This is a genomic window from Streptomyces sp. JLBT605, from assembly GCF_058215555.1.
Genome location: NZ_CM177087.1, coordinates 1,086,966 through 1,108,559, shown reverse-complemented (window position 1 = coordinate 1,108,559; position 21,594 = coordinate 1,086,966). Strand labels below are relative to the sequence as shown.

General features: G+C 73.9%; 20 protein-coding genes and 1 tRNA gene. 13 read left to right on the top strand and 8 right to left on the bottom strand.

What is annotated here, in order from left to right; all coding sequences use genetic code 11:
• Nucleotides 1-79: 79 nt before the first annotated feature.
• Nucleotides 80-1,009, bottom strand: a complete 930-nt coding sequence (locus AC4BDD_RS05175) for a quinone oxidoreductase family protein (RefSeq protein ID WP_490689773.1) — start codon at nucleotides 1,007-1,009, stop codon at nucleotides 80-82.
• Nucleotides 1,010-1,118: 109 nt separating this feature from the next.
• Here AC4BDD_RS05175 and AC4BDD_RS05170 point away from each other — a divergent pair, with 109 nt between their 5' ends.
• On the top strand, nucleotides 1,119-1,598 hold the full coding sequence (locus AC4BDD_RS05170) for a MarR family winged helix-turn-helix transcriptional regulator (RefSeq protein ID WP_490689772.1): 480 nt from the start codon (nucleotides 1,119-1,121) through the stop codon (nucleotides 1,596-1,598).
• Nucleotides 1,599-1,684: 86 nt separating this feature from the next.
• On the opposite strand, the gene AC4BDD_RS05165 is transcribed toward AC4BDD_RS05170, so the two are convergent.
• Nucleotides 1,685-2,050 carry a MerR family transcriptional regulator gene (locus AC4BDD_RS05165; protein ID WP_490689771.1) on the bottom strand — a complete coding sequence of 122 codons (366 nt, stop codon included), beginning with the start codon at nucleotides 2,048-2,050 and terminating at the stop codon, nucleotides 1,685-1,687.
• 104 nt (nucleotides 2,051-2,154) lie between these two features.
• Nucleotides 2,155-2,997 (bottom strand): formate dehydrogenase accessory sulfurtransferase FdhD, encoded by an 843-nt coding sequence (gene fdhD, locus AC4BDD_RS05160; protein ID WP_490689770.1) that lies wholly within the window; start codon nucleotides 2,995-2,997, stop codon nucleotides 2,155-2,157.
• 239 nt (nucleotides 2,998-3,236) lie between these two features.
• On the opposite strand from fdhD, the gene AC4BDD_RS05155 reads away from it, so the two are divergent.
• The 7 genes from AC4BDD_RS05155 (at nucleotide 3,237) to AC4BDD_RS05125 (ending at nucleotide 10,632) form a co-directional block, all read left to right on the top strand.
• Nucleotides 3,237-4,781 (top strand): aldehyde dehydrogenase family protein, encoded by a 1,545-nt coding sequence (locus AC4BDD_RS05155; RefSeq protein ID WP_490689769.1) that lies wholly within the window; start codon nucleotides 3,237-3,239, stop codon nucleotides 4,779-4,781.
• A gap of 159 nt (nucleotides 4,782-4,940) precedes the next feature.
• Nucleotides 4,941-5,028: transfer RNA gene (locus tag AC4BDD_RS05150), tRNA-Leu, on the top strand.
• A 120-nt stretch (nucleotides 5,029-5,148) separates the two neighbouring features.
• Nucleotides 5,149-5,649 (top strand): peptidylprolyl isomerase, encoded by a 501-nt coding sequence (locus AC4BDD_RS05145; RefSeq protein WP_490689768.1) that lies wholly within the window; start codon nucleotides 5,149-5,151, stop codon nucleotides 5,647-5,649.
• Between the two features lie 48 nt (nucleotides 5,650-5,697).
• Nucleotides 5,698-6,417, top strand: a complete 720-nt coding sequence (locus AC4BDD_RS05140; RefSeq protein WP_490689767.1) for a hypothetical protein — start codon at nucleotides 5,698-5,700, stop codon at nucleotides 6,415-6,417.
• A complete protein-coding gene (cseB, locus tag AC4BDD_RS05135) occupies nucleotides 6,414-7,181 on the top strand; it encodes a two-component system response regulator CseB (protein WP_490689766.1) in 768 nt (255 codons plus the stop codon). The genes AC4BDD_RS05140 and cseB overlap by 4 nt, the downstream gene beginning before the upstream one ends.
• A gap of 2 nt (nucleotides 7,182-7,183) precedes the next feature.
• The gene (locus AC4BDD_RS05130; protein ID WP_490689765.1) at nucleotides 7,184-8,449 is read left to right on the top strand and encodes a sensor histidine kinase; all 1,266 of its coding nucleotides are present in this window, start codon (nucleotides 7,184-7,186) and stop codon (nucleotides 8,447-8,449) included.
• 92 nt (nucleotides 8,450-8,541) lie between these two features.
• The gene (locus AC4BDD_RS05125) at nucleotides 8,542-10,632 is read left to right on the top strand and encodes a transglycosylase domain-containing protein (protein ID WP_490689764.1); all 2,091 of its coding nucleotides are present in this window, start codon (nucleotides 8,542-8,544) and stop codon (nucleotides 10,630-10,632) included.
• Between the two features lie 16 nt (nucleotides 10,633-10,648).
• Here the strand turns inward: AC4BDD_RS05125 and AC4BDD_RS05120 are convergent, their stop codons facing one another.
• Nucleotides 10,649-12,118 (bottom strand): aldehyde dehydrogenase family protein, encoded by a 1,470-nt coding sequence (locus AC4BDD_RS05120; RefSeq protein ID WP_490689763.1) that lies wholly within the window; start codon nucleotides 12,116-12,118, stop codon nucleotides 10,649-10,651.
• Between the two features lie 342 nt (nucleotides 12,119-12,460).
• Between AC4BDD_RS05120 and AC4BDD_RS05115 the strand changes: the two genes are divergently transcribed.
• The gene (locus tag AC4BDD_RS05115) at nucleotides 12,461-14,377 is read left to right on the top strand and encodes a protein-arginine deiminase domain-containing protein (protein WP_490689762.1); all 1,917 of its coding nucleotides are present in this window, start codon (nucleotides 12,461-12,463) and stop codon (nucleotides 14,375-14,377) included.
• Between the two features lie 164 nt (nucleotides 14,378-14,541).
• The gene (locus tag AC4BDD_RS05110) at nucleotides 14,542-15,285 is read left to right on the top strand and encodes a GOLPH3/VPS74 family protein (RefSeq protein ID WP_490689761.1); all 744 of its coding nucleotides are present in this window, start codon (nucleotides 14,542-14,544) and stop codon (nucleotides 15,283-15,285) included.
• Nucleotides 15,286-15,389: 104 nt separating this feature from the next.
• On the opposite strand, the gene ssgD is transcribed toward AC4BDD_RS05110, so the two are convergent.
• Nucleotides 15,390-15,803: a spore wall synthesis regulator SsgD gene (ssgD, locus tag AC4BDD_RS05105; RefSeq protein ID WP_490689760.1), complete on the bottom strand. Its 414-nt coding sequence runs from the start codon at nucleotides 15,801-15,803 to the stop codon at nucleotides 15,390-15,392.
• 174 nt (nucleotides 15,804-15,977) lie between these two features.
• Here ssgD and AC4BDD_RS05100 point away from each other — a divergent pair, with 174 nt between their 5' ends.
• Nucleotides 15,978-17,582, top strand: coding sequence for an RNA polymerase sigma factor (locus AC4BDD_RS05100; RefSeq protein WP_490689759.1), 1,605 nt, complete (start codon nucleotides 15,978-15,980; stop codon nucleotides 17,580-17,582).
• 47 nt (nucleotides 17,583-17,629) lie between these two features.
• Here the strand turns inward: AC4BDD_RS05100 and AC4BDD_RS05095 are convergent, their stop codons facing one another.
• The gene (locus AC4BDD_RS05095) at nucleotides 17,630-17,932 is read right to left on the bottom strand and encodes a GNAT family N-acetyltransferase (protein ID WP_490689758.1); all 303 of its coding nucleotides are present in this window, start codon (nucleotides 17,930-17,932) and stop codon (nucleotides 17,630-17,632) included.
• 134 nt (nucleotides 17,933-18,066) lie between these two features.
• On the opposite strand from AC4BDD_RS05095, the gene AC4BDD_RS05090 reads away from it, so the two are divergent.
• Entirely contained in the window at nucleotides 18,067-19,212 is a 1,146-nt protein-coding gene (locus tag AC4BDD_RS05090; protein WP_490689757.1) for a WD40/YVTN/BNR-like repeat-containing protein, read from the top strand.
• A 64-nt stretch (nucleotides 19,213-19,276) separates the two neighbouring features.
• Here AC4BDD_RS05090 and AC4BDD_RS05085 read toward each other — a convergent pair whose 3' ends face one another.
• On the bottom strand, nucleotides 19,277-19,576 hold the full coding sequence (locus AC4BDD_RS05085; protein WP_490689756.1) for a YciI family protein: 300 nt from the start codon (nucleotides 19,574-19,576) through the stop codon (nucleotides 19,277-19,279).
• Nucleotides 19,577-19,620: 44 nt separating this feature from the next.
• On the opposite strand from AC4BDD_RS05085, the gene AC4BDD_RS05080 reads away from it, so the two are divergent.
• Nucleotides 19,621-20,328 (top strand): endonuclease V, encoded by a 708-nt coding sequence (locus AC4BDD_RS05080; protein ID WP_490689755.1) that lies wholly within the window; start codon nucleotides 19,621-19,623, stop codon nucleotides 20,326-20,328.
• A gap of 43 nt (nucleotides 20,329-20,371) precedes the next feature.
• On the opposite strand, the gene AC4BDD_RS05075 is transcribed toward AC4BDD_RS05080, so the two are convergent.
• On the bottom strand, nucleotides 20,372-21,592 hold the full coding sequence (locus AC4BDD_RS05075) for a saccharopine dehydrogenase family protein (protein WP_490689754.1): 1,221 nt from the start codon (nucleotides 21,590-21,592) through the stop codon (nucleotides 20,372-20,374).
• Nucleotides 21,593-21,594 lie beyond the last annotated feature (2 nt).

Sequence of the window (21,594 nt, the reverse complement as noted above, 5' to 3'; positions counted from 1 at the left end):
GCGTCACATTTCCATAGAAATGGGCCGGTTGGGTGAGCCGGTGGTCGCGGTGCTGACGCCACCGCCGACGCGTGGCGACTCAGGGAACGAGCACGACCTTCCCGGTATTGGCCCGTGATTCGATGATGGCGTGCGCGGTGGCGGCCTGCTCCAGGGGGATCTCGGCGTGGACGGCCGCCCGCAGCCGTCCGTCCGCCCACAGCGCCCACAGCTCCTGACGCCAACGCTCCGTCAGCTCGGGCCGCTCCCTGGCGACGAGGGCCATCTGGAAGCCGGTGACCGTCTTGCCGCCCACCAGCAGGTCGTACGCCGAGATGGTGCCGCCGCCGGAGCTGTAGGCGACCAGCCGGCCGCCGGGGGCGAGCGCGGCCACCGCGGGGGCGAGGAGGTCGCCGCCGACCGCGTCCAGCACGATGTCCACCGGCTCGCCCCAGGACGCGTCCGCGTAGCCGACCACCTCGTCGGCGCCCAGGCCGCGCAGGAACTCCGCCTTCGCCGGGGAGCCGGCGGCGGCGACCACCCGCGAGGCGCCGCGCGCCCTGGCGAGCTGCACGGCGAGATGACCCACGCCGCTGGCCGCGGCCGTGATCAGGACCGATTCCCCCGGCTCGGGGCGGGCCGCGGTGTACGCGCCGAGGGCCACCAGGCCGCCGCGGACCAGGGCGACCGCATCGGCGGCGCGCGCGCCCTCGGGGATCGGGGTGGCCATCGCCGCGGCGATGACGGCCTGTTCGGCGTAGGCGTCGCGAAAGCACAGGCCGGTGACGCGGTCGCCGACGGCGAAGCCGGTGACCCCCGCGCCGAGCGCGGTCACCTCCCCGGCCACCTCGCCGCCGAGCACCCCGGGCAGCGGCACCCCGCCGTCGCGCACCTTGCGGACCATCGGCAGGGTGACCCCGATCGCCTCGGTGCGCACCAGCAGCTCACCGGGGCCGGGCTCGGGGACCTCCGCCTCCTCGACGCGCAGCACTTCGGGACCGCCGTACTCGTGAAACCGAACGCGACGCATCAGCACCTCCGAAATCGTTGGGAGTACCAACGTTAAGTGATAGATCGTTGGGAAGTCCAACGGTTTCCTGGATCGTGGGGGACACCCACGGTCCGGGTAGGCTGGGCGCATGGCCGACACCCCCTTCGCGCCCACCCGGATCCGTGCCCTGCCCAGCTGGCTGCTGGGCCGCGCCGCCGCCCGCGGTCACCGGCTCGTCGCCGAGGCGCTGGCCCGCGAGGGCATGCGGATGATGCATCACGCCGTGCTCTCCGCGGTCGCCGAACTCGGGCCCGTCTCCCAGGCGGAGCTCGGGCGCGCTCTGCGGATCGACCCCAAGGACATGGTCGGCATCGTGGCGGATCTGGTGGCGGAGGGGCTGGTCACCCGCAGCCCCGACCCCCAGGACCGGCGCAGGTACGCCATCACCGTCTCCGCCGCCGGGAAGCGGCGGCTGCGCCGCACCGAGAAGCTGGGTGACGAGGCCAACGACGAGCTGACCGCGCCGCTCACCGCCGAGGAGCGCGCCCAACTGGTGGCGCTGCTCGCCCGTATCGTCGGCCCCGAGGCGGGCTGCGAGGACCGGCCCGCCGGCGCCGCCGACAGCTGACGGGGTTCCCCGGCCCGCCGGAGCCACGGTCACCGGACGGGCTGCCTTCGGTTGCCGTGGCCGTGGTCGGCGGACGGGCTTGCCGATCAGCCGACGAGCTTCTTCCGGCCCGCCGAGATGACGGTGTCGAGCAGCGAGCGGGAGGTCTGCAACTCCTCGATGGCGGAGGTCATCCGGTCCCGCTCGCGGAGCAGTTCGGCGATCAGATCCGGGCAGGTGGGCACCAGGCGCTCCCCGTCCTCCCGCAGACACGGCAGGACCTGGGCGATGGTGGCCGTGGAGAGCCCGGCGGCGAGCAGGGCGCGGACGCGGTGCACCGTGCCGACGTCGGACTCGCGGTAGTCGCGGTACCCGCTGGGCAGCCGTTCCGGCTCCAGCAGCCCCTGCTCCTCGTAGTAGCGCAGCAGCCGCTCGCTCACTCCGGTCCGCCGGGACAGCTCCCCGATGCGCATACGGTCTTCCCGCCCTTCGACCTTCCAGCGGATGTCAGAGTCCGGCGTCGGAGTCTACTGCCGGACCGTCGCGCTCACCGGAACCGGGCGCCCGGCGGGTGCGGTCAGCGGCTCGCGAGTGCGATCCGGTGCTCGCCGGCGTAGACGTTCATGTCCGCGCCGCGCAGGAAGCCGACCAGCGTCAGACCGGTCTCGGCGGCCAGATCCACGGCCAGCGAGGACGGCGCGGAGACCGCCGCGAGGAACGGGATGCCCGCCATCACCGCCTTCTGCGCCAGCTCGAAGGAGGCCCGGCCGGAGACCAGTAGCACTGCCTCGGACAGCGGCAGCAGCCCCTGCTGGAGGGCCCGCCCGATCAGCTTGTCCACCGCGTTGTGCCGGCCCACGTCCTCCCGGACGTCGAGCAGCTCCCCCTCCGGGGTGAAGAGCGCGGCGGCGTGCAGACCACCGGTCCGGTCGAACACCCGCTGGGCGGCGCGGAGCCGGTCGGGCAGCGCGGACAGCGTCGCCGGGGAGACCCGTACCGGGGCACCCTCCTCGTCACCGACCGGCCAGCGGGCCGTGGTGCGCACCGCCTCCAGGCTCGCCTTGCCGCACAGCCCGCACGACGAGGTGGTGTAGACGTTGCGCTCCAAGGTGATGTCGGGGACCGGGACGCCGTCCGCCAGGCGCACGTCCACCACGTTGTAGGTGTTGGCCCCCTCGTCCGTCGCCCCCGCGCAGTAGACGATGTTCGCCAGCTCCTCGGCCCGCCCCAGCACGCCCTCGCTGACCAGGAAACCGGCGGCCAGCGCGAAGTCGTCGCCCGGGGTCCGCATGGTGATCGCCAGCGGCCGGCCGTTCAGCCGGATCTCCAGCGGCTCCTCGGCGACCAGGGTGTCCGGACGCGCGCTGACCTGGCCGTCCCGGACCCGGATGACCCGCCGTCGCTCGGTGACCCGTCCCATCTCACTCCTCGTGCGCGCATCCCCGCCCACGGGCCACGAGGGGTTTCTCCCGTGGTGCGGCGGCCTTCTTTTCGATCACATTGTCCTGCACGCCCGAAGGGCCCCGTCTCACCCCACCGGCCCGAGTGATGTGAGCCATAGCCGACCGGATTCGAGGACCGCCCCAGGTCCGGGCGGCTACCGTCCCAGATCCAAGCGCCACCTCCCGCCCCGCCCGTATATCGAGAGCGGAGACACTGATGGCACCCAACCTGATCCTCAAGCCCGGCACCGCCTGGGTCGACGCCTGGCAGCGCTGCCTGGCCGCCGCCCCCGAGGCGTTCCGGGACGACCGAGTCCTCAACCACTGGAACGGCGCCTGGCAGGCCGACGGACGCGCCCTGCCCGCCACCAGCCCCGTCGACGGCACCCCGATCGCCGGCCCGCCACGGCTGAACGCCGACACCGCCCGCCAGGCGGTGCGCGCCTCCCTCGACCAGCACCGCGCCTGGCGGCAGCTCGCCCTGCCGGAGCGCAAGGCCCGGGTCGGCGCGGCCCTGGACGCCCTCACCGAGCACCGCGAACTCCTCGCCCTGCTTCTCGTCTGGGAGATCGGCAAGCCCTGGCGGCTCGCCCAGGCGGACGTGGACCGCGCCATCGACGGCGTGCGCTGGTACGTCGCGGAGATCGACCGCATGCTGGACGGGCGCGGCCCGCTCCCCGGACCGGTCTCCAACATCGCCAGCTGGAACTACCCGATGAGCGTCCTGGTCCACGCCATGCTGGTGCAGGCGCTCGCCGGGAACGCCGTCATCGCCAAGACCCCCACCGACGGCGGCGTGGCCTGCCTCACCCTCGCCTCCGCGCTCGCCGCCCGCGAGGGCCTGCCGGTCACCCTGGTCAGCGGCAGCGGCGGCGAGCTCTCCGAGGCCCTGGTCCGCTCCCCGGAGGTGGGCTGCGTCTCCTTCGTCGGCGGCCGCTACACCGGAGCCCGGGTGGCCACCGCCGTCGCCGACCTCGGCAAACGGCACATCCTCGAACAGGAGGGCCTCAACACCTGGGGCGTGTGGAACTCCACCGACTGGGACGGCCTGGCCGCGCAGATCCGCAAGACCTTCGACTACGGCAAGCAGCGCTGCACCGCCTACCCGCGCTTCGTCGTCCAGCGCTCCGCGTTCGACGCCTTCCTCGCGGCCTACCTGCCCGCCGTCCGGTCCGTGACGGTCGGCCACCCGCTCGCCGTCGCCGACCCCGCCGACGACCTCCCCGAGCTCGACTTCGGCCCGCTGATCAACGCCGCCAAGGCCAAGGAGCTCACCGACCAGGTGACCGAGGCCATCGACCGTGGCGCCGTGCCGCTGCACCGGGCCGACCTGTCCACCGGCCCCTTCCTCCCCGGCCAGGACCTGTCCGCGTACGTCGCCCCCGTCACCCTGCTGGGCCCGCCCTCCACCTCCCCCCTGCACCACGCGGAGCCCTTCGGCCCGGTCGACACCATCGTGCTGGTCGACACCGAGGCCGAGCTGCTGGCCGCGATGAACGCCAGCAACGGCGCCCTGGTGGCCACCCTCTCCTGCGACGACCAGGCCACCTTCGACCGCCTCGCCCCGCAGATCCGCGCCTTCAAGGTCGGCCACGGCAAGCCGCGCTCACGCGGCGACCGGGACGAGCTGTTCGGCGGCTTCGGAGCCTCCTGGCGCGGCGCCTTCGTCGGCGGCGAGCTGCTCGTCCGGGCCGTCACCGAAGGCCCCGCCGGTGAGCGCCTCCCCGGCAACTTCCCCGACTACCACCTCATGCCGGACTGACCCGCACGCCTCGGCACCCGGGCGCCCGCCCCGCCGGCGGACGCCCGGGCATAAACGGCGCTTATGCCCTGCCACCGGACGGATGAGCAGGTGAAACGCACTCCAAAACCTTGGTATCGTTATCCACGTCGCCGCAGGGAAACCTGCGGGACACACCCTGTCCGGGTGGCGGAATGGCAGACGCGCTAGCTTGAGGTGCTAGTGCCCTTTATCGGGCGTGGGGGTTCAAGTCCCCCCTCGGACACCACCGGAAACCCCAGCTGAGCTGGGGTTTTTCTGTTTCCCGTGACGGAACGCGCAGGCCCGGACGTTAAGCTCTCCCGGGTCATCAACCCGTTTTTCCTACCTATTTGCAAGGAGCACCGTCATGGCTGAGACCGGGGCCAACGTCTACTTCGACATCACCGTCAACGACGAGCCCATCGGCCGGATCGTCTTCAAGCTGTTCGACGACGTCGTGCCGAAGACGGCGCGGAACTTCCGCGAGCTGGCCACGGGGGAGAACGGGTTCGGCTACGCGGGGTCCACGTTCCACCGGGTCATCCCCGCGTTCATGCTCCAGGGCGGTGACTTCACCAACCACAACGGCACCGGCGGCAAGAGCATCTACGGCGAGAAGTTCGCGGATGAGAACTTCACCCTCAAGCACGACCGTCCGTTCCTGCTGAGCATGGCCAACGCCGGCCGGAACACCAACGGTTCGCAGTTCTTCATCACCACCATCGTCACCGACTGGCTGGACGGCAAGCACGTCGTCTTCGGTGAGGTCGTCGAGGGCCAGGAGATCGTCAAGCAGGTCGAGGCCCTGGGCTCCCGCAATGGCGCGACCGCCGCCAAGATCGCCATCAAGGAGTCGGGCACGCTCTGACAAGAGCGCTGATCGCCAAGGGGCGTACGCCAGTACGCTGACGGGATCATGTGTTCCTCCCGCCCCTGCCGCCCCAGCCGCCGCCCCCGATCCGCCGGTGCCCGGCGCGCCCTCGCGGGGGCCGTGGCGCTGGTGGCCGGGGCGGTGCTCGCCGGGTGTGCGGGCGGGGGCGGGGCGCGGGACGGGGGGAGTGCGCCGCAGCTGACGGCCCCGACGAGCGCCTCGCCGCTGTGGCCGGACTACACGCCGCCGGTGCCGGCGGAGACGGTAGCGCCCAGCCCCGATCGCAAGCCCTACCTGCCGGTCGAGGGCGTCACCGTGCCGAAGGACGGCGGGCTGCGGAAGGTCTCGGTACGCAGGCTCCTGGAGCGGGACCCCAATCTGCCGGAGATGGTGAGCAAGGCCGCCGGCGGCCAGTGCCCCGGCTCGCACTGCTCGCTGCGGAAGCCCGTCTACCGCGACCTGACCGGCGACGGCCGGGAGGAGCTGGTGGTGGCGGTGGACGAAGAGGGATTCAAGCTCACCATGCTCCAGGTCTACCGGGCCTTCGGCGACACCGTCCGGCCCGTCCTGGTCTCGTGGGGGGCGCTCGGGCTCACCGGCGAGACCTACGGCCGTGACCTGGTCCTCACCGAGCCCGGCCGGGACGGGCAGATCACCACCCGCTACCGGTGGAACGGCGAGCGCATGGCACTCGTCTCACCAGGTGGTGCCGCGTCCGGCGACTCGCCCACCCCCGTCGGCCCGGCCCCGAGGACCCTGCCATGACCAGCCCCTTCACCCCCGCACCGGCCGCCGCCTCCCCGTCCGAGGCGCATCTGCTGCTCGTCGAGGACGACGAGGTCATCCGCAACACCGTACGGATGGCCCTGGAGCGGTACGGCTTCACCGTCTCCGCCGCCGCCGACGGGCTCACCGGCCTGGAGGTCTTCCGGGAGCGCCGCCCCGACCTGCTGCTCCTCGACGTCATGCTGCCCGAGCTGGACGGCATCGGACTGTGCCGCCGGGTGCGGGAGCTGAGCCTGGCGCCGATCCTGATGATGTCCGCGCGCGGGGACGCCCTGGATGTGATCTCCGGCCTGGAGGCGGGGGCGGACGACTATGTGGTCAAGCCGTGCGAGAGCGCGGTGCTGGTCGCCCGGATCCGATCGCTGCTGCGCCGGGCCTCGTTCCCGCCGATGGAGAATCCGTCGGCCGGGGGTCCGCCGGCGGAGCGCGTGGCAGCCGACGGGGCGCACCAGCAGCCCGCGACCCTGACGTTCGGGGACCTGACGATCGACCCGCGCGGCATGGAGGTCTGCCGCGGCGGCCGGCCCCTGGCGCTGACCCCCACCGAGCTGCGCATGCTGCTGGAGTTCGCCGCGTCCCCCGGGGTCGTCCTCGAACGCAGGACGCTGCTCAGCCGGGTGTGGGACCACGCCTGGCAGGGCGACACCCGGGTGGTCGATCTGCACGTCCAGCGGCTGCGCGCCAAGATCGGCGCGGAGCGGATCGAGACCGTCCGCGGCTTCGGCTACAAGCTGCGGCGCTGACCATGACGCTCCGCTGGCGAATCGCCGCGCTGGTGGCCGCGGCGACCTGCGCCGCCGCCTCGGCGGTCGGCGTCATCGTCCACCACGCCTCCCGCGACCGGGAGCTGTCGCAGGCCCGGGACGCCGCCCGCACCACACTCGACCGGGCCGCCGCCACCTACTCCCGGACCGGCACCGTCCAGGGCTCCGGGGCGAGGCTCGACGCCCCCGGACTCCCCGACGAACTGCGCTCCCTGGTACGCAGGGGACACCAGGGGACGGAGTTCACCACCGGGGACGGCGGCCCGGCCATGTGGGCCGCCCGGCCCGCCGGGGAGAGAGTGCTGTCGGTGCGGGTCGACATGACGACGACCATGCGGGACATCAGCGCCCTGGACACCAGCATCGTCATCGCCGGGCTGTCCACCACCGCCGTCGTGCTGCCACTGGGTGTGGTGACCGCGCAGCGGATGAGCCGGCGGCTGCGCACCGCCGCCGGGACCGCCCGCCGGATCGCGGCCGGCGACCTGGACGCCCGCATCTCCGCCAAGGACCGCCACCAGGACGAGATCGCGGAGATCTCCGGCGCCGTCGACTCGATGGCCGGGGCCCTCCAGGAGCGGCTGCGCAGCGAGCAGAGGTTCACCGCCGATGTGGCGCACGAGCTGCGGACCCCGCTGATGGGGCTGGTCACCGCGGCCGAACTGCTGCCGCCGGACGACGAGGCGGCCGGTTACGTCCGTGACCGGGTGCGGGTGCTGAGCACCCTGGTGGAGGAGCTGCTGGAGATCTCCCGGCTGGACGCCGGCGCCGAGACCGCCGACCTCTCCCCGTGCGCCGTGGGGCCGCTGGTCGAGGAGGCCGTCGCCCGCACCGGACTGTCGGCGCGCCTGTGCACCGGGGACGCGGCGCGGACCGCGACGGTGTGGACGGACCCGCGCCGGCTGGACCGGATCGTGGCCAATCTGGTGGTCAACGCCCACCGGCACGGCCGGCCCGAAGTGGTCGTCACGGTGGACGGAGACGGGACCGGCCACACCGTGACCGTGCGGGACCACGGCCCCGGTTTCCCGGACGCCCTGCTGACGGACGGCCCGCAGCGGTTCCGCACCGGCGCCCGGGAGCGGGGCCGGGGCCATGGGCTGGGACTGACCATCGCGCTGGGCCAGGCCCATGTGCTCGGCGCCGAGCTGGAGTTCGGCAACGCGCCGGACGGGGGAGCGATCGCCACCCTGCGGCTTCCGAACGGCGCGGGGCCGGGGCCGGAACGCGGGCCGATACACGACTGATACACCGTCGAGGGGTTGTCGAGCCATGGCCGAGCACCGGCCGATACCGGGCGTTGGCTGTTTCAAGATCTTCGCCGCCCAGGATGGCCGGCATGCGTATCAGGTGGAGGCCGGACCGTACGGCTGGGCGGCAGGCGGCGAGTGATCCGCAGCAGACGGCCGGCGACCGGCAACAGACTGCCGGTGATGCGGATCCGACGGCCGGTGACGCGGATGCGACGGCCGGTGAACCCGAGTCGATGGCCAGTGCCCCGCAGGAGCCGGGCGGCGCCCCGCGGAAGGCGGCCGGTGGCCGGAGGAGGAAGACCCGGGAACGGCGGACCGGGATACGCCGCTTCTTCACCTGGCGGAAGCTGCTCGTCTACGTGCTGTCCCTGTGGCTGCTGCTGATCGGCACCTTCGCCGCCCTCTACTACGCCATCGACATCCCCGAGGCCAACGCCCTGGCGAAGGCGGAGAGCAACGTCTACCTCTACAGCGACGGGAGCGTCGCCGCCCGCACCGGGGACGTCAACCGTGAGTCGGTGCCCATCGAGCGGGTGCCGGGGCCCGTGCAGCACGCGTTCGTCGCGGCGGAGAACAAGTCCTTCTACCAGGACGCGGGGGTGGACCCGGTGGGCATCGGTCGCGGCCTGATCAACACCCTGACCGGCCAGGGCACTCAGGGCGGCTCCACCATCACCCAGCAGTACGTCAAGAACTACTACCTCAACCAGGAGCAGACCATCAGCCGCAAGGTGAAGGAGCTGATCATCTCCCTGAAGGTCGACCAGCGCAGCTCCAAGGACGAGATCCTGGCCGGCTATCTGAACACCAGCTACTTCGGGCGGTTCGCCTACGGCATCCAGGCCGCGGCCCGGGCGTACTACGGCAAGCAGGTCGACGAACTCGACGTCGCCGAAGGCGCGTACCTGGCCGCGCTGCTCCAGGCCCCCAGCCAGTACGACTGGGTGGTGGCGAGCCCGGCCGGCAAGCGCCGCGTCGAGCAGCGCTGGAACTACGTGCTGAACAACATGGTCGAGGCAGGCTGGCTGGACAAGGACGAACGGCGCGGGATGCGCTTCCCCCGGCCGATCGACCCCAGGCCCCTGCCCGGACTCGACGGCCAGGCCGGCTATCTGATGGAGGCGGCCAGGCGGGAGCTCATCGCCTCCGGGGTCAGCGAACAGGAACTCGCCGCCGGCGGCTGGACCATCACCCTGAACATCGACCGCGCCCGGCAGCGCGCTCTGGAACAGGCGGTCCAGCGACAGCTCGACGCGAGCGGAAAGGGCACCCAGGGTGCCATGGGCGCCAAGGACCGCGCCGCGCGGGCGAACACCCAGGCCGGGGCGGTCTCGGTGGACCCGCGCACCGGCCGCGTCCTGGCCTTCTACGGCGGACGGAACTACACCGACCACTACCTGAGCAACGCCACCCGCGGCGACTACCAGGCGGGCGCGGCCTTCGAACCGATGGCGCTGGCCGCCCGGTTGGAGCAGAAAGACGCCGGCAAGGAGACCGGCCCGGCGGAGATCAAGGAGACCGCGGTGGCGCTGGGCATGAACGTGGACGCCAGCGGCTTCGAGCCCCGGCCGACCACCATGGAGCTCGGTCTGATGGGTGCCAGCCCGCTGGACCTCGCCGGGGTCTACGCCACCTTCGACAACCACGGGCGGAAGGTCATCCCGACGATCGTGGACTCCGCGCGGCGCGGTGACGAGACGATCCGGGTGCGGGACGCGATCGGCGGCCAGGTGGTCAGCCGGGAGACCGCGGACCAGGTCACCGCCGCCCTGGCCGGGGTCCTTGGCGAGGACGCGGACAGCCCGGCCTGGATCCGCACCGGCACGCAGGCCGTGGCGGGGAGGTCCGGCACCTCCGACGACAGGAAGGCCGCCTGGTTCGTCGGCTACACGCCTCAACTGGTCACGGCGATCGGACTGTTCGGCGAGGACCCCCGGACCCGTAAGCAGGTGACCCTCGGCGGCGCCGGCCGCGGCCGCGCCGCCGCGATCTGGTCCGCCTACACCGAGGAGGCGCTGCGCGACGCCCGCCCGGCCGGATTCGATCTGCGTATCGGTGACGGATGGTCCTCCCCGGTGGACGGCGGGCCGGTGGAGAGCGAACCGGTGGGGACCGGACCGGCGGAGACCGGATCGGTGGAGAGCGGCGGCGTCACCGGGGCGGTACGGCCCGGGTGACCTAAGCCGGCGCCGGTCAGTCGAACCACCGCTGCGGGCGGGGCGCGGTGTTGCGCCAGACGTGCTTGGCCTCCTGGTATTCGGCCAGCCCCGCCGGGCCGAGCTCCCGGCCCACCCCGGACTGCTTCATGCCGCCCCATTCGGCCTGGGGTACGTACGGGTGGAAGTCGTTGATCCACACCGTGCCGGCGCGCAGCTTGCCGGCCACCCGGTGGGCGCGTTCGGCGTCCTGCGTCCACACCGCCCCGGCCAGTCCGTACATGGTGTCGTTGGCCATCGCGACCGCCTCGGCCTCGCCGCGGAACCGCTCGACCGTCAGCACCGGGCCGAAGGACTCGTCCCGCACCACCGACATGCCCGGGGTGCAGTCGTCCAGCACGGTCGGCAGATAGTAGAAGCCGTTCTTCAGCTCCGGGTCGGGCGGCGGCGACCCGCCGCAGCGCAGCACCGCCCCCTCGTCCAGCCCGGCCGAGACGTAAGCCTCGACCTTCTCGCGGTGCTCGGCGGAGATCAGCGGACCGGTCCGCGCCTTCTCGTCGAAGGGCCCGCCGAGCCGGATCCGCCGGGCCCGGGCCACCAGTTCGTCGACGAACGCGTCATGCAGCGAGTTCTCGATCAGCAGCCGCGCGCCGGCCGAGCACACCTGGCCGGAGTGGAGGAAGACCGCGGTCAGCGCGTAGTCCACGGCGGTGTCGAAATCCGCGTCGGCGAAGACGATGTTGGGGTTCTTGCCGCCCAGCTCCAGGGCGATCTTCTTCACCGTGGGCGCGGCCGCCGCCATGATGTGCCGCCCGGTGGTCAGCCCGCCGGTGAACGAGACCATGTCCACACGTGCGTCGGTGACCAGCGGCTCGCCCGCCACCGGACCGGCACCCAGCACCAGATTGGCCGCCCCGTCCGGCAGCCCGGCCTCGGCCAGCAGCCGCATCAGGCCGATCGCGGTGTGCGGGGTCAGCTCGCTGGGCTTGAGGACGAAGGTGTTGCCGGCGGCGAGCGCGGGCGCGACCTTCCACGCGGTCTGCAGCAGCGGATAGTTCCACGGGGTGATCAGGGCACACACCCCGACCGGCTCGTGCACCACCCGGCTGTCGATCCTCCGGTCGCCGGTGTTCACCACCCGGTCCGTGCCGCCCGCGCAGGCCAGCCCGCCGAAGTAGCGGAAGCAGTTCGCGACGTCGTCGAGGTCGTACTGGCTCTCCACATAGCGCTTGCCGGTGTCCAGGGACTCGGCACGGGCCAGCTCCGCCTTGTCCCGGACCAGCAGATCGGCGACGCGCAGGAGCAGCTCCCCCCGGTCGGCGGCCGGAGTACCCGGCCACGGACCGCGGTCGAAGGCATCACGAGCAGCCTCCACGGCGGCCGCCGCGTCCTCGCGGTCCGCCTCGTCGACGGCAGCCACCAGGGCGCCGTCCGCCGGGCAGCGGATCTCCCGCACCCGTCCGTCGGCGGCGGCGGTCCACTGGCCGCCGATGAACAGCTCCGGCATGGGGGCCTCCGGGCTTCCCGTGAGACGGCTGATCCACACGGCGAGCCTAAGCGGGCCGCCGCGCACCCGCATGGCGTGCTACTCCGCCGCGCACCCCCTGGCCCCCCGCAGCGTCTGTCAACAGCCGGGCGGAGGACATTCCGCGGGCCACGGCCCCCCTGCTGGGGTGGGCCCGCCCCCGTCGCCGGGCGCCGGATGTACCTCCGCGGTCGCCACTTCCCGCCGCCGCACAACGCCGGCCGCCTCAAGTCCCCTCTCCCTCCGTGGACGACCCGACTTCGACACGGATTTTCGACACGGAACCCCGACACCGAACTTCGACACGGAACGAGAAAGGACTCCATGGTGCGTGTGAGTCTCCCGGGCCGCACCGTCCTCGCCATCACCCTGGCGGGGGCCGCCCTGGCACCCATACCCGCGTTCGCCGCGGACCCGCCGCAGCGGGCAGACCTGCGGGCGGACGTGAACCGCGACGGCCGTGTGGACGTCGACGGCAGCACGGACACCGCCGGCGAGAACGGCTGGACCACCGGGCGGGGAGCGGTCTTCCTGCCCAACATCGACGACGACGCCAAGCGGTGCCGCGCCACCGGCCCCGACGGCAGGCCGCTGCCCGACGCCAAGCTCGCCAAGTGCAACGACGCCGCGGACGACAAGGTCAACGGCAGCGCCGACGTCGCGGACCTGGCCCGCCTCCGCACCGTGCCGATGCCCGCGCTGCCGGACGGCGCCGCCGGCAAGGTCGCCCTCACCGGCGCCGGCGCCAAGCACGCCCGGCTGTTCGTCAAGCGCCCCGGCGGCTGGACGGCGGTGAAGCCCGCCACCCGGCTGACCGCCGCCGAACTGCGCGCCGGGGTGGAGCTGGGCATCGAGGGCACCGATGTGGTGCGCGACCGCGCCGTCTGGGACGGCACCGCCGTGGTGGCGTTCACCGTGGACCCGGGCGACGGAGGGGCGGCCACCACCGACCGGGTCACCCTGCACGCCGCCCCGCTGCTCACCCACCACCACCTCCAGCAGGCCCGCCAGCTGATGGTCACCCAGGTGAAGGGCGACGACGCCTACGCCCGCGCCCAGCGGAAGTTCGTCCGGACCCTGGCCACCGAGGCCGAGCGGGCGGGCATCACCACCCCGCTGGTGAAGTTCACCAAGTACGACGACGTCTGGGCGCAGGACTTCGTGGAACCGGCCTATGTGACCATGGCCGGCCCCGGCGGCACCCCGCACGGCATGCGGGTCATGCTGCGCTCGGCCCAGCCGGACCGCGACGCGGGCCGCGAGCTGTTCGAGAAGCTGCGCGGCCGCGACATCGGCGTGGTCCAGGTCTCCGGGGTCCGCCCCGGCGAGGAGTGGACGCTCAACTCCATGGGAAACCTGGAGACCATCCCGCCGTACGAGCACGGCGGCCGCGCCTACCCGGCCGGCCGCATCATCATGGGCGAGCGCAAGGACACCGGCTCCAAGCCCGCCCGCGCCATGCGCACCCTGCTCGCCTCCCAGGGCCTCCAGGACCCGCTGCTGCTGGACACCTCCTGGCTGCACGTCGGCCATGTCGACGAGTTCGTACAGTTCCTGCCCGCCGACACGCCGCGCGGCTGGCGGATCGGTATCGCCGACCCGGAGGCCGGAATGCGGCTGCTGCGCGACGCGAAGGCCCAGGGCCACGGCGGCACCCGGATGTTCTCCGTACCGGACTCGGCCGGCGCGCCGGTGCCGCGGGAGACCATCGCCCAGGCCCTCGCCAGCCCGACGCTGCGCGCCGACAACGCCCTCGCCGCCCGGCGGATCGCCGCCAACCTGGAGACCCTCAAGCGCGAGACGGGCATCACCGACGCCGAGGTGGTGAAGGTGCCCGCGCTGTTCACCCGCGGCGTCGAGGCGGGCGAGGACGGCGACCGGATGCCCCGGCTGAAGCGGCTCGGCGGCACCGTCCGGGTGCCGGACGCGGTGCGCGAGCACGGCCAGCAGCGCGAGCTGAAGCCGGCCCGGGAGACCACGATGACCAGCGCCTATGTGCCCGGCGCGGTCAACGGCATCGTGCTCGGCAAGGACCGCTACCTCGCTCCTAGGCAGTGGGGGCCGGTGATCCGCGGCAAGGACATCTTCACCGAGGCCGTCAACGCCGCCTACCGGACGGCGGGAGTCAAGGTGTCGTACATCGACGACTACGCCACCTACCACCTGGGCATGGGCGAGGTGCACTGCGGCACCAACACGCTGCGGGACATCTCCGCGCCGTGGTGGAAGCCGCGAGCCTGATCAGACAGCCGGTCTGACCGGCATCGGCCCGGCATCCGGTGGAGCCGGAACGCGCGCGTGGCGGAACGGGGGGCGCGCGTCCGGCGGCACCGGCCCGCGCGCGGCGCGTCAACCCCGGCGTGTCCCGGTTAGGGTCGGTTTCAGCCGTCCCACCGGAGGTCCTCGTGCCGAACGGTTCGCTCTCGCTGCCCGCCAAGCTCTACCTCCTCGCCTGGGACACCGGGGACCGAAGCACCGCGCCGGGTACCGGCACCGGCTCCGGCGCGGGCTTCGGCACCGGCTCCGGCGCGGTCGCGCACGGCGCCCAGCTCGCCGCCCTGGTGCGGGCCGGGGCGCTCACCGAGCTGGCCCAGCGCGGGCTGCTGATCGATGCGCGGGGCCGGGCCAAGCCGCTGGCGGACGCCGTCACCGGCGATCCGGTGCTGGACGGACTGCTGGAACTCATCGGCGAGTCCCGGCCACGCGACTGGCAGACCTGGGTGACGTACCACGCCCGGACGACCCTGACCGGGATCCGTGACCAGCAGCTGGCCGCCGGGTTTCTGCGGGCGCGGCGGAGAAGGGTGCTCGGGCTGCCGCTGGGCAGGGAGTACGCCTTGGAGCGGCCCGATGTGGTCGCCGGGATGCGGGACGACGCGCGGCGGCTGCTGCGCGGCCGGCAGCCGGTGGGGGAGGTGGCGGTGGAGGACGCGGCGCTGGTGGCCCTGGCCGCCGCCGGCGAACTGCGCACCGTCGTCACCGCGGAGGACGCCGAGGTCCACGAGCCACGGATCGCCGCGCTCGCGGAGCGCAGCGGACACGCCGCGCCGGGCCTGGAGAAGGCGATCGCCGAGGTGCGGAAGGCCACCGCCATCGCGGTGGCCTCCGCCGTGGTGATGGCCGCCATCGCCGCGGCCTCCAGCGGCTGACCCGGCGTCAGGCGCGTCCGGGGCCGGTACGTCCGCGTCCGGTACGTCCGCGTCCGGCGCGTACGCGTTCGGCGCCTCCGTGTCCGGTGCGTCCGCCTTCGGGCTCAGGCGTCGCGCAGCAGCGTGGCCAGGCCGTCGTCCAGATCGATGTGGGCCACCTCGCCGCCCTCGGTGACCAGCTCGTACGAGCGTCGCAGGAAGCGCCGCAGGTCAGCGGTGTGGAACTGGACCATCGCCACGCCCTCCAGAGCGTGGAACTCCAGCACCGTCCGCTCCTGGCCGCAGGGCCACACCTGCACATCGCCGCTGCCCGCCGGAGCCCGCAGGCCCGCTGCGAGCAGCTCCCGCCCGAACGTCCACTCCACCTCCGAGCCGTCCAGCGACGCGGTCGCGGGGAAGGAGATGCTGACGGCGAACGGGTCGCTGCGGGTGTAGCGCAGACTCGCCGGGATGGCACGAGCCTCGGGGGTGGAGGCGATGAGACGGGCCTGCACGGCTTGGTCGATAACGGGGGGCATCGCCGACTCCCATGCGATCGGTACGGATCCAGCTCTCTCTTCGACCGGTTAGACGCCCAGGGCGTCGCGGCCGTGCATCGGGGAGTCGCGTGACGTGCGTCACGACGCAGCGGTGGCGGGAGAAGCGCCCCGTACCCTGGGCCGGATCCACGCACCACACCGAGGGCTCGTTCCATGACCGACCGCTCCGCCCCCACCGCTGACGCCGACGCCTGCGTCCGGCTGTACGAACGCGAGCGCCCGCGCCTTGTCGCGTACGCCAGGACGCTGACCGGCGATCCCTGGCGTGCGGAGGACCTGGCCGCCGAGGCGCACTTCCGGATCTGGCGCAGGCTGCGCGCCGGCGAGGTCATCGGAAACGTCCCGGCCTGTCTGACCACCACGGTCCGGAGCCTGGCCAAGGCCGTCCAGGGCGCCGCCGCCCGGGAGGTCCCCGGTGGCCTGGACCGCGACCACGGCTGGGCCGCCGACCACGGCTGGGCCGGGGAGGGCGGCTGGGCCGGTGGGCCGTCCTGGAGCACCGAGCCGCCCGTCTGCGTGGCGCAGACCGACGTGCTCGCCGGGGTCTTGGAGCAGCTGCCGCAGCGCTGGGTGAAGGCGCTCTGGCTGGCCGAGGCCGAGGCACAGCCGCTGGAGGAGATCGGCCGGTGGATCGGCACCGGCAGGAGCGCCACGGCGGCACTGCTGCACCGGGCCCGCGAGGTCATGCGCGAATCGTTCCTGCGCGCCCAGCCCGGCGCCCCCGCGAACCCCGTCTGCCGCACCTACTGGGACCGGATGCCGGAGCGGACGCCCGGCTCCGCCGCCGCGCCCCGCCCCGACGGGTCGGCCCGGCATCACCAGCGTTGCCCGGACTGCCGGGGCCGCGGCGCGCTGCTGGCCCACGCGGACGAGCGGCTGCCCGCCCTGGTGGGCCCCGCGCTGCTCCTGCTGCGCAGCGAGAGCACCGGGCAGCCCGGGGACTTCCTGACGCCGCTGGCGGCGGCCGTCGCGGCGGCCGGACCGGGCGGCATGGCAGGCGGCGTCCGGCACTCGATGCGTCTGTTGCGGCGCGGGCACATCGCCCAGGCCGGACCGGTCGCGGCCGTCGCGGCCGGGGTCGGCGTGCTGGCCCTCGCGGGCGCGGTGGCCGCCACCGGGCTGGCGCTGGTCGGCGGCGGTGGCACGGCGGTCTCCGCCGAGCCCGGGCAGCGGGCGGTGGCGGTCGCGCCACCGGACACCGGAGGCGACCCCTGGGCCGGGACCTGGCCCGGGACGATGAGTGGGACGCCGTCCGCCGTCGCATCGGCGACGCGCCCGGCCACCGGACCGGCGAGCACCGTCCTGACCAGGCCGCCGCTGGCCATCGCGGCGCCGGGCACCCCGACCCTGGGGGAGTGGCGGTCCCCGTCGGCGCTGCCGCCGGTCATCCTCTCCGGCGGCCAGATACCCGGGCCGGTGGACCCGACCCGGGCGACGACCGCCGCGCCGACGCCGTGGGCGACCTCGACGGCGAGCGCGTCCACGACGGGACCCACCGCCCGGCCCACCGCCCCGCGGCCCAAGCCGACCCCGACCCCCACCCGGACCCCCTCGCACACCCCGACCCCCACGCCCACCCGCACACCCAGCCCTACCCCCACCCCCACTCCGTCACCGACGGAGCAGTCGCCCACGCCGAGCCCCACCCAGCCCACCCCCACCGCGAGTCCCACCGCGACGCCCGCGCCGACGCCGACCCCCACCGGCACGGCTCCGGCCCCCGCCGAGACGGCTCCGGCCGCCGACCCGGCGCCGTGAGCGCCACCCGGGCACCGTGAGCGTCAGCCCGTGGCCCGGCGTGACGGTCAGTCCGTGACCCGGCTGCGGTTCTTGTACGCCAGGCTCAGATAGTCGGGATGCCGCGCCATCCAGCCGGAGATGAACGGACACGGCGCGAGCACCTTCAGCTGATGGGCCCGCGCCGCGTCCAGCGCGCCACGGGCCAGCGCGGAACCGATGCCCTGCCCCTCGAAGGCGGGTTCCACCTCGGTGTGGACGAAGGCGATGAGATCGGAGGCGCGCATATAGCGGACGAATCCCGCCAGAACCCCGTCGACGCGAGCCTCGAAGCGCTGGGCCCTCGGCACATCGCTGACCATGACTGTCATGGGGCGGATCTCCTCGCTCCCCCTGCCCACGATAGGAAGCCCCCGGGGCTCCCGCGATTCGGCACCCGCAGGTGCCCGACGGGTCCGGGCGGCTCCATGGACGGCGACCCTCCCATGAGCTAGCTTCCTCGCCCATGAGGGGCATGGGGAACGTGAGACGAGTGCTGTCCGTGGGGGTTCTGGGCACCGCGCTGGCCGTCGCGCTGGCCGTACCGGCCGGCGCGCGGACCGCCGAGCCGGGCGGGGCGGACCGGCCGCCGCCGGCCGCCGAGCCGGCCGGGCAGTCGGCGCGGCTGGACTGGCGGCTGAAGGACACCGGCGCCGACGTCCGCTTCCGGGGGCTGGCCGCGGTCAGCCGTTCGACGGCGTGGCTGGCCGGATCGAAGGGCACCGTGCTGCGCACCGTGGACGGCGGACGGAGTTGGCGAAACGTCTCGCCGCCGGGCGCCGAAGGGCTGGAGTTCCGGGACGTCGAGGCGTTCGGCGCCCGGCGGGCCGTGGTGCTGGCCATCGGCGAGGGCGAGGCGTCCCGGGTCTTCCGTACCGAAGACGGAGGCCGCACCTGGACGGAGACCTTCCGCAACACCGATCCGCGAGCCTTCTACGACTGCATGACCTTCTTCGACGCCCGCAGCGGCATCGCGCTCAGTGACCCGGTGGACGGCAGGTACCGCATCCTGGCCACCGGGGACGGCGGCCGCAGCTGGCGGGTGCTGCCCCCGGACGGCATGCCGGCCGCCCAGCCGGGCGAGGCCGCGTTCGCCGCCAGCGGCCAGTGCCTGGTCAGCTCCGGCGGCCGGCACGCGTGGATCGCCACCGGCGGCGCCACGACCGCCCGGGTGCTGCACTCCGCCGACCGGGGCCGCACCTGGACGGTGACCGAGGCGCCGGTCCCGGCGGGTGACCCGGCGCGCGGGATCTTCGGGCTGGCCTTCCGTGGCTCGGGCGGTGCCGCCGGCCACGGCATCGCGGTCGGCGGCGACTACCGGACCGGGCAGCCCTCACCGCTCGCCGCCGCCGTCAGCCGTGACGGCGGAACCACCTGGTCGACGGCCGAGCAGCCGCCGGCCGGCTACCGCTCGGGGGTGAGCTGGCTGCCGTGGCACCGCTCGGCCGCCCTGGCCGTGGGTCCCACCGGCACGGACCTGACCACCGACGGCGGGCGCACCTGGCGCCCGTTCGACGACGGCTCGTACGACACGGTCGACTGCGCGCCCGACTTCGGCTGCTGGGCCGCGGGCGAGAAGGGCCGGGCCGCCCGCCTGGAAGCTGCCCGCTGACGGTCGCCCGCCTCGAACCCGTGGCTGACGGCCGTGCGCTGAAGGCCGGGCTGCGTCGCGGGACTTACGCCGGAAGCTGCTCCCGGTAGTCGGCGAGCGCCGTGACCGTCTTGGTGGCGATGAACTCGACGATGCGATAGGCGCAGACGCCCGCGGTGACGAAGGGGTCCGTGTCCGTGATCTTCTCGATCGCGGCACGGTCCTCGGCCACCGCGATGATCACCCCGCCGTCGCGCGGCTCCTTGCGGCCGGAGGCGAGGAAATGGCCGGCGGCGTACTGCTCCTCCAGCCACTCGACATGGTCGGCGAGGGCGGCATCGACGCGCTCGATCGGTGCGGTGTAGGTCAGCTCGAGTATGAACATGGCCGCCACGTTACGCCCCGGGGTTCGAGTACCGTGGGCCCACCATGATCGAACACCCTGCCGGAACCGAACCGCTCGCCGACTGGCCCACCACCGAGGCGGAAGCGAGGGCCGTCCAGGACCGGTTGCGCGTCCTCGTCGAGCGGGACGGCGGGGCGTCCGGCGGGCCGCCCGCCCCGGGCAGCGGCACCGTGGTCGGGGTGGACGTGGCGTACGACGACGAGCGGGACGTGGTGGCGGCCGCCGCCGTCGCCCTGGACGGCCGCACCCTCGAGGTCACCGGGACGGCCACCGCGGTCGGCCGGGTCTCCTTCCCCTACGTGCCGGGGCTGCTGGCGTTCCGTGAGATCCCGGCCGTCCTCGGCGCCCTGGAACGCCTGGAGCGCACCCCCGACCTGGTGGTCTGCGACGGCTACGGGATCGCCCACCCGCGCCGCTTCGGGTTGGCCAGCCACCTCGGGGTGCTGACCGGGCTGCCCACCATCGGGGTCGCCAAGAACCCCTTCACCTTCCGCTTCGAGGCGCCCGGCGCGCGGCGCGGCGACTGGTCTCCGCTGCTCGACGGCGCCGAGGAGGTGGGCCGCGCGCTGCGCACCCAGGACGGGGTGAAGCCGGTCTTCGTCTCGGTCGGCCACCGGATCAGCCTCCCGGACGCCTGCGCGCACACGCTCCACCTGGCGCGCGACTACCGGCTGCCGGAGACCACCCGGCGCGCCGACTCGCTCTGCCGCCGCGCCCTGCTGGACAGCTGACCCGGCCGGCCCGCCCGGCCACCCGATCCGGGCGCCCCGGCCGTCAGGCCTCCGCGACGGTCCGGAAGGTGATTCCCGCCCTGATCAGCCGCTGGGTGAGGGCCTCGCCCATGGCGGTGGCCGTGGTGACCTGACCGGAGGTCTCGGGCAGGTCGTCGAAGGCGAGGCAGAGCGCGGATTCGGCGAGCATGGTGGCGGTCTCGTCGTACCCCGGGTCGCCGCCCGCGACCTCGGTGACCACCCTGCGGCCGCCGCCCTCGCCGATGAACCGGACCGTGAACCAGCTCCGGGCGCGCCGCGCCTCGTCGGGGCCCTCGCCGGGCTTCAGCCGGTCCGACAGCCACCGGCGGGCGGGCGGCAGCTGTGCCAGCGCGAAGAGGGCGGTCAGACCGGCGGCGCCGCCGGCGACCATCGGCAGCCGCTTGACCAGCAGATGGTGCTGATAGCGGAAGTCCGGCCCGTAGCGGCTCTGCGCGGCGGCGGACCGGGCGACGATCCGCGGGTCGATGGTCGGCAGCGGCACCGCCCAGGCGCCCAGCTCACGGCGGTGGTGCGGGGTGCCCGCCCCGGCGGTCACGGTCCGGTCGGCGGGCGAGGGTTCGGCGCGGCGCCGGTCCCGGGCGGCGCGGGCCATGCCCGCCGGGCGGGAGAACGCGGTGAGGGCGGAGGCGAACGTGCCGCCGGAGACGGCGGCGTCGGTGCGGACGAAGCCCTGGACGCGCAGCGGCACCCCCTCCGGGAGCCGCTCGACGGTGTAGCGCACCCCGAGGTCGTGCGGCACCGAGTCGAAACCGCAGGCGTGCACCAGCCGGGCACCGGTGCCACGGGCCAGCGCGTGGTGCCGCAGATACATCCGGTCGACGAACTCCGGCTCCCCGGTCAGATCGGCGTAGTCGGTGCCGGCCTCGGCGCAGGCGGCGACCAGCGGCTCGCCATAGCGCAGATACGGCCCCACGGTGGTGGCCACCACATGCGTGGAGGCGGCGATCGCGCGCAGCGAGGCGGGGTCGGCGGCGTCCGCGTGCAGCAGCGGGAGACCGGCGAGCTCCGGGCGCACCTCGGCCAGCTGCCCGCGCAGCCGCTCCAGCTTCTCCCGGCTGCGGCCGGCCAGCGCCAGGGGGTACCTCCCGGACGGAGTCTGGGGGAGGGCCTCGGCGGGGGCGTTCCGTGCCAGGTAGCGGGCGGTCAGCGCGCCCGCGAAGCCGGTCGCGCCGAAGAGCACGATGTCGTAGGTGCGTTGCGCCCGCTCGTCCCGCCGTCGCATGC

Coding starts and splice junctions, on each gene's coding strand:
- AC4BDD_RS05175 (WP_490689773.1), bottom strand. CDS start 1,009: ATGCGTCGCGTTCGGTTTCACGAGTACGGCGGTCCCGAAGTGCTGCGC.
- AC4BDD_RS05170 (WP_490689772.1), top strand. CDS start 1,119: ATGGCCGACACCCCCTTCGCGCCCACCCGGATCCGTGCCCTGCCCAGC.
- AC4BDD_RS05165 (WP_490689771.1), bottom strand. CDS start 2,050: ATGCGCATCGGGGAGCTGTCCCGGCGGACCGGAGTGAGCGAGCGGCTG.
- fdhD (WP_490689770.1), bottom strand. CDS start 2,997: ATGGGACGGGTCACCGAGCGACGGCGGGTCATCCGGGTCCGGGACGGC.
- AC4BDD_RS05155 (WP_490689769.1), top strand. CDS start 3,237: ATGGCACCCAACCTGATCCTCAAGCCCGGCACCGCCTGGGTCGACGCC.
- AC4BDD_RS05145 (WP_490689768.1), top strand. CDS start 5,149: ATGGCTGAGACCGGGGCCAACGTCTACTTCGACATCACCGTCAACGAC.
- AC4BDD_RS05140 (WP_490689767.1), top strand. CDS start 5,698: ATGTGTTCCTCCCGCCCCTGCCGCCCCAGCCGCCGCCCCCGATCCGCC.
- cseB (WP_490689766.1), top strand. CDS start 6,414: ATGACCAGCCCCTTCACCCCCGCACCGGCCGCCGCCTCCCCGTCCGAG.
- AC4BDD_RS05130 (WP_490689765.1), top strand. CDS start 7,184: ATGACGCTCCGCTGGCGAATCGCCGCGCTGGTGGCCGCGGCGACCTGC.
- AC4BDD_RS05125 (WP_490689764.1), top strand. CDS start 8,542: ATGCGTATCAGGTGGAGGCCGGACCGTACGGCTGGGCGGCAGGCGGCG.
- AC4BDD_RS05120 (WP_490689763.1), bottom strand. CDS start 12,118: ATGCCGGAGCTGTTCATCGGCGGCCAGTGGACCGCCGCCGCCGACGGA.
- AC4BDD_RS05115 (WP_490689762.1), top strand. CDS start 12,461: ATGGTGCGTGTGAGTCTCCCGGGCCGCACCGTCCTCGCCATCACCCTG.
- ssgD (WP_490689760.1), bottom strand. CDS start 15,803: ATGCCCCCCGTTATCGACCAAGCCGTGCAGGCCCGTCTCATCGCCTCC.
- AC4BDD_RS05100 (WP_490689759.1), top strand. CDS start 15,978: ATGACCGACCGCTCCGCCCCCACCGCTGACGCCGACGCCTGCGTCCGG.
- AC4BDD_RS05095 (WP_490689758.1), bottom strand. CDS start 17,932: ATGACAGTCATGGTCAGCGATGTGCCGAGGGCCCAGCGCTTCGAGGCT.
- AC4BDD_RS05090 (WP_490689757.1), top strand. CDS start 18,067: ATGAGGGGCATGGGGAACGTGAGACGAGTGCTGTCCGTGGGGGTTCTG.
- AC4BDD_RS05085 (WP_490689756.1), bottom strand. CDS start 19,576: ATGTTCATACTCGAGCTGACCTACACCGCACCGATCGAGCGCGTCGAT.
- AC4BDD_RS05080 (WP_490689755.1), top strand. CDS start 19,621: ATGATCGAACACCCTGCCGGAACCGAACCGCTCGCCGACTGGCCCACC.
- AC4BDD_RS05075 (WP_490689754.1), bottom strand. CDS start 21,592: ATGCGACGGCGGGACGAGCGGGCGCAACGCACCTACGACATCGTGCTC.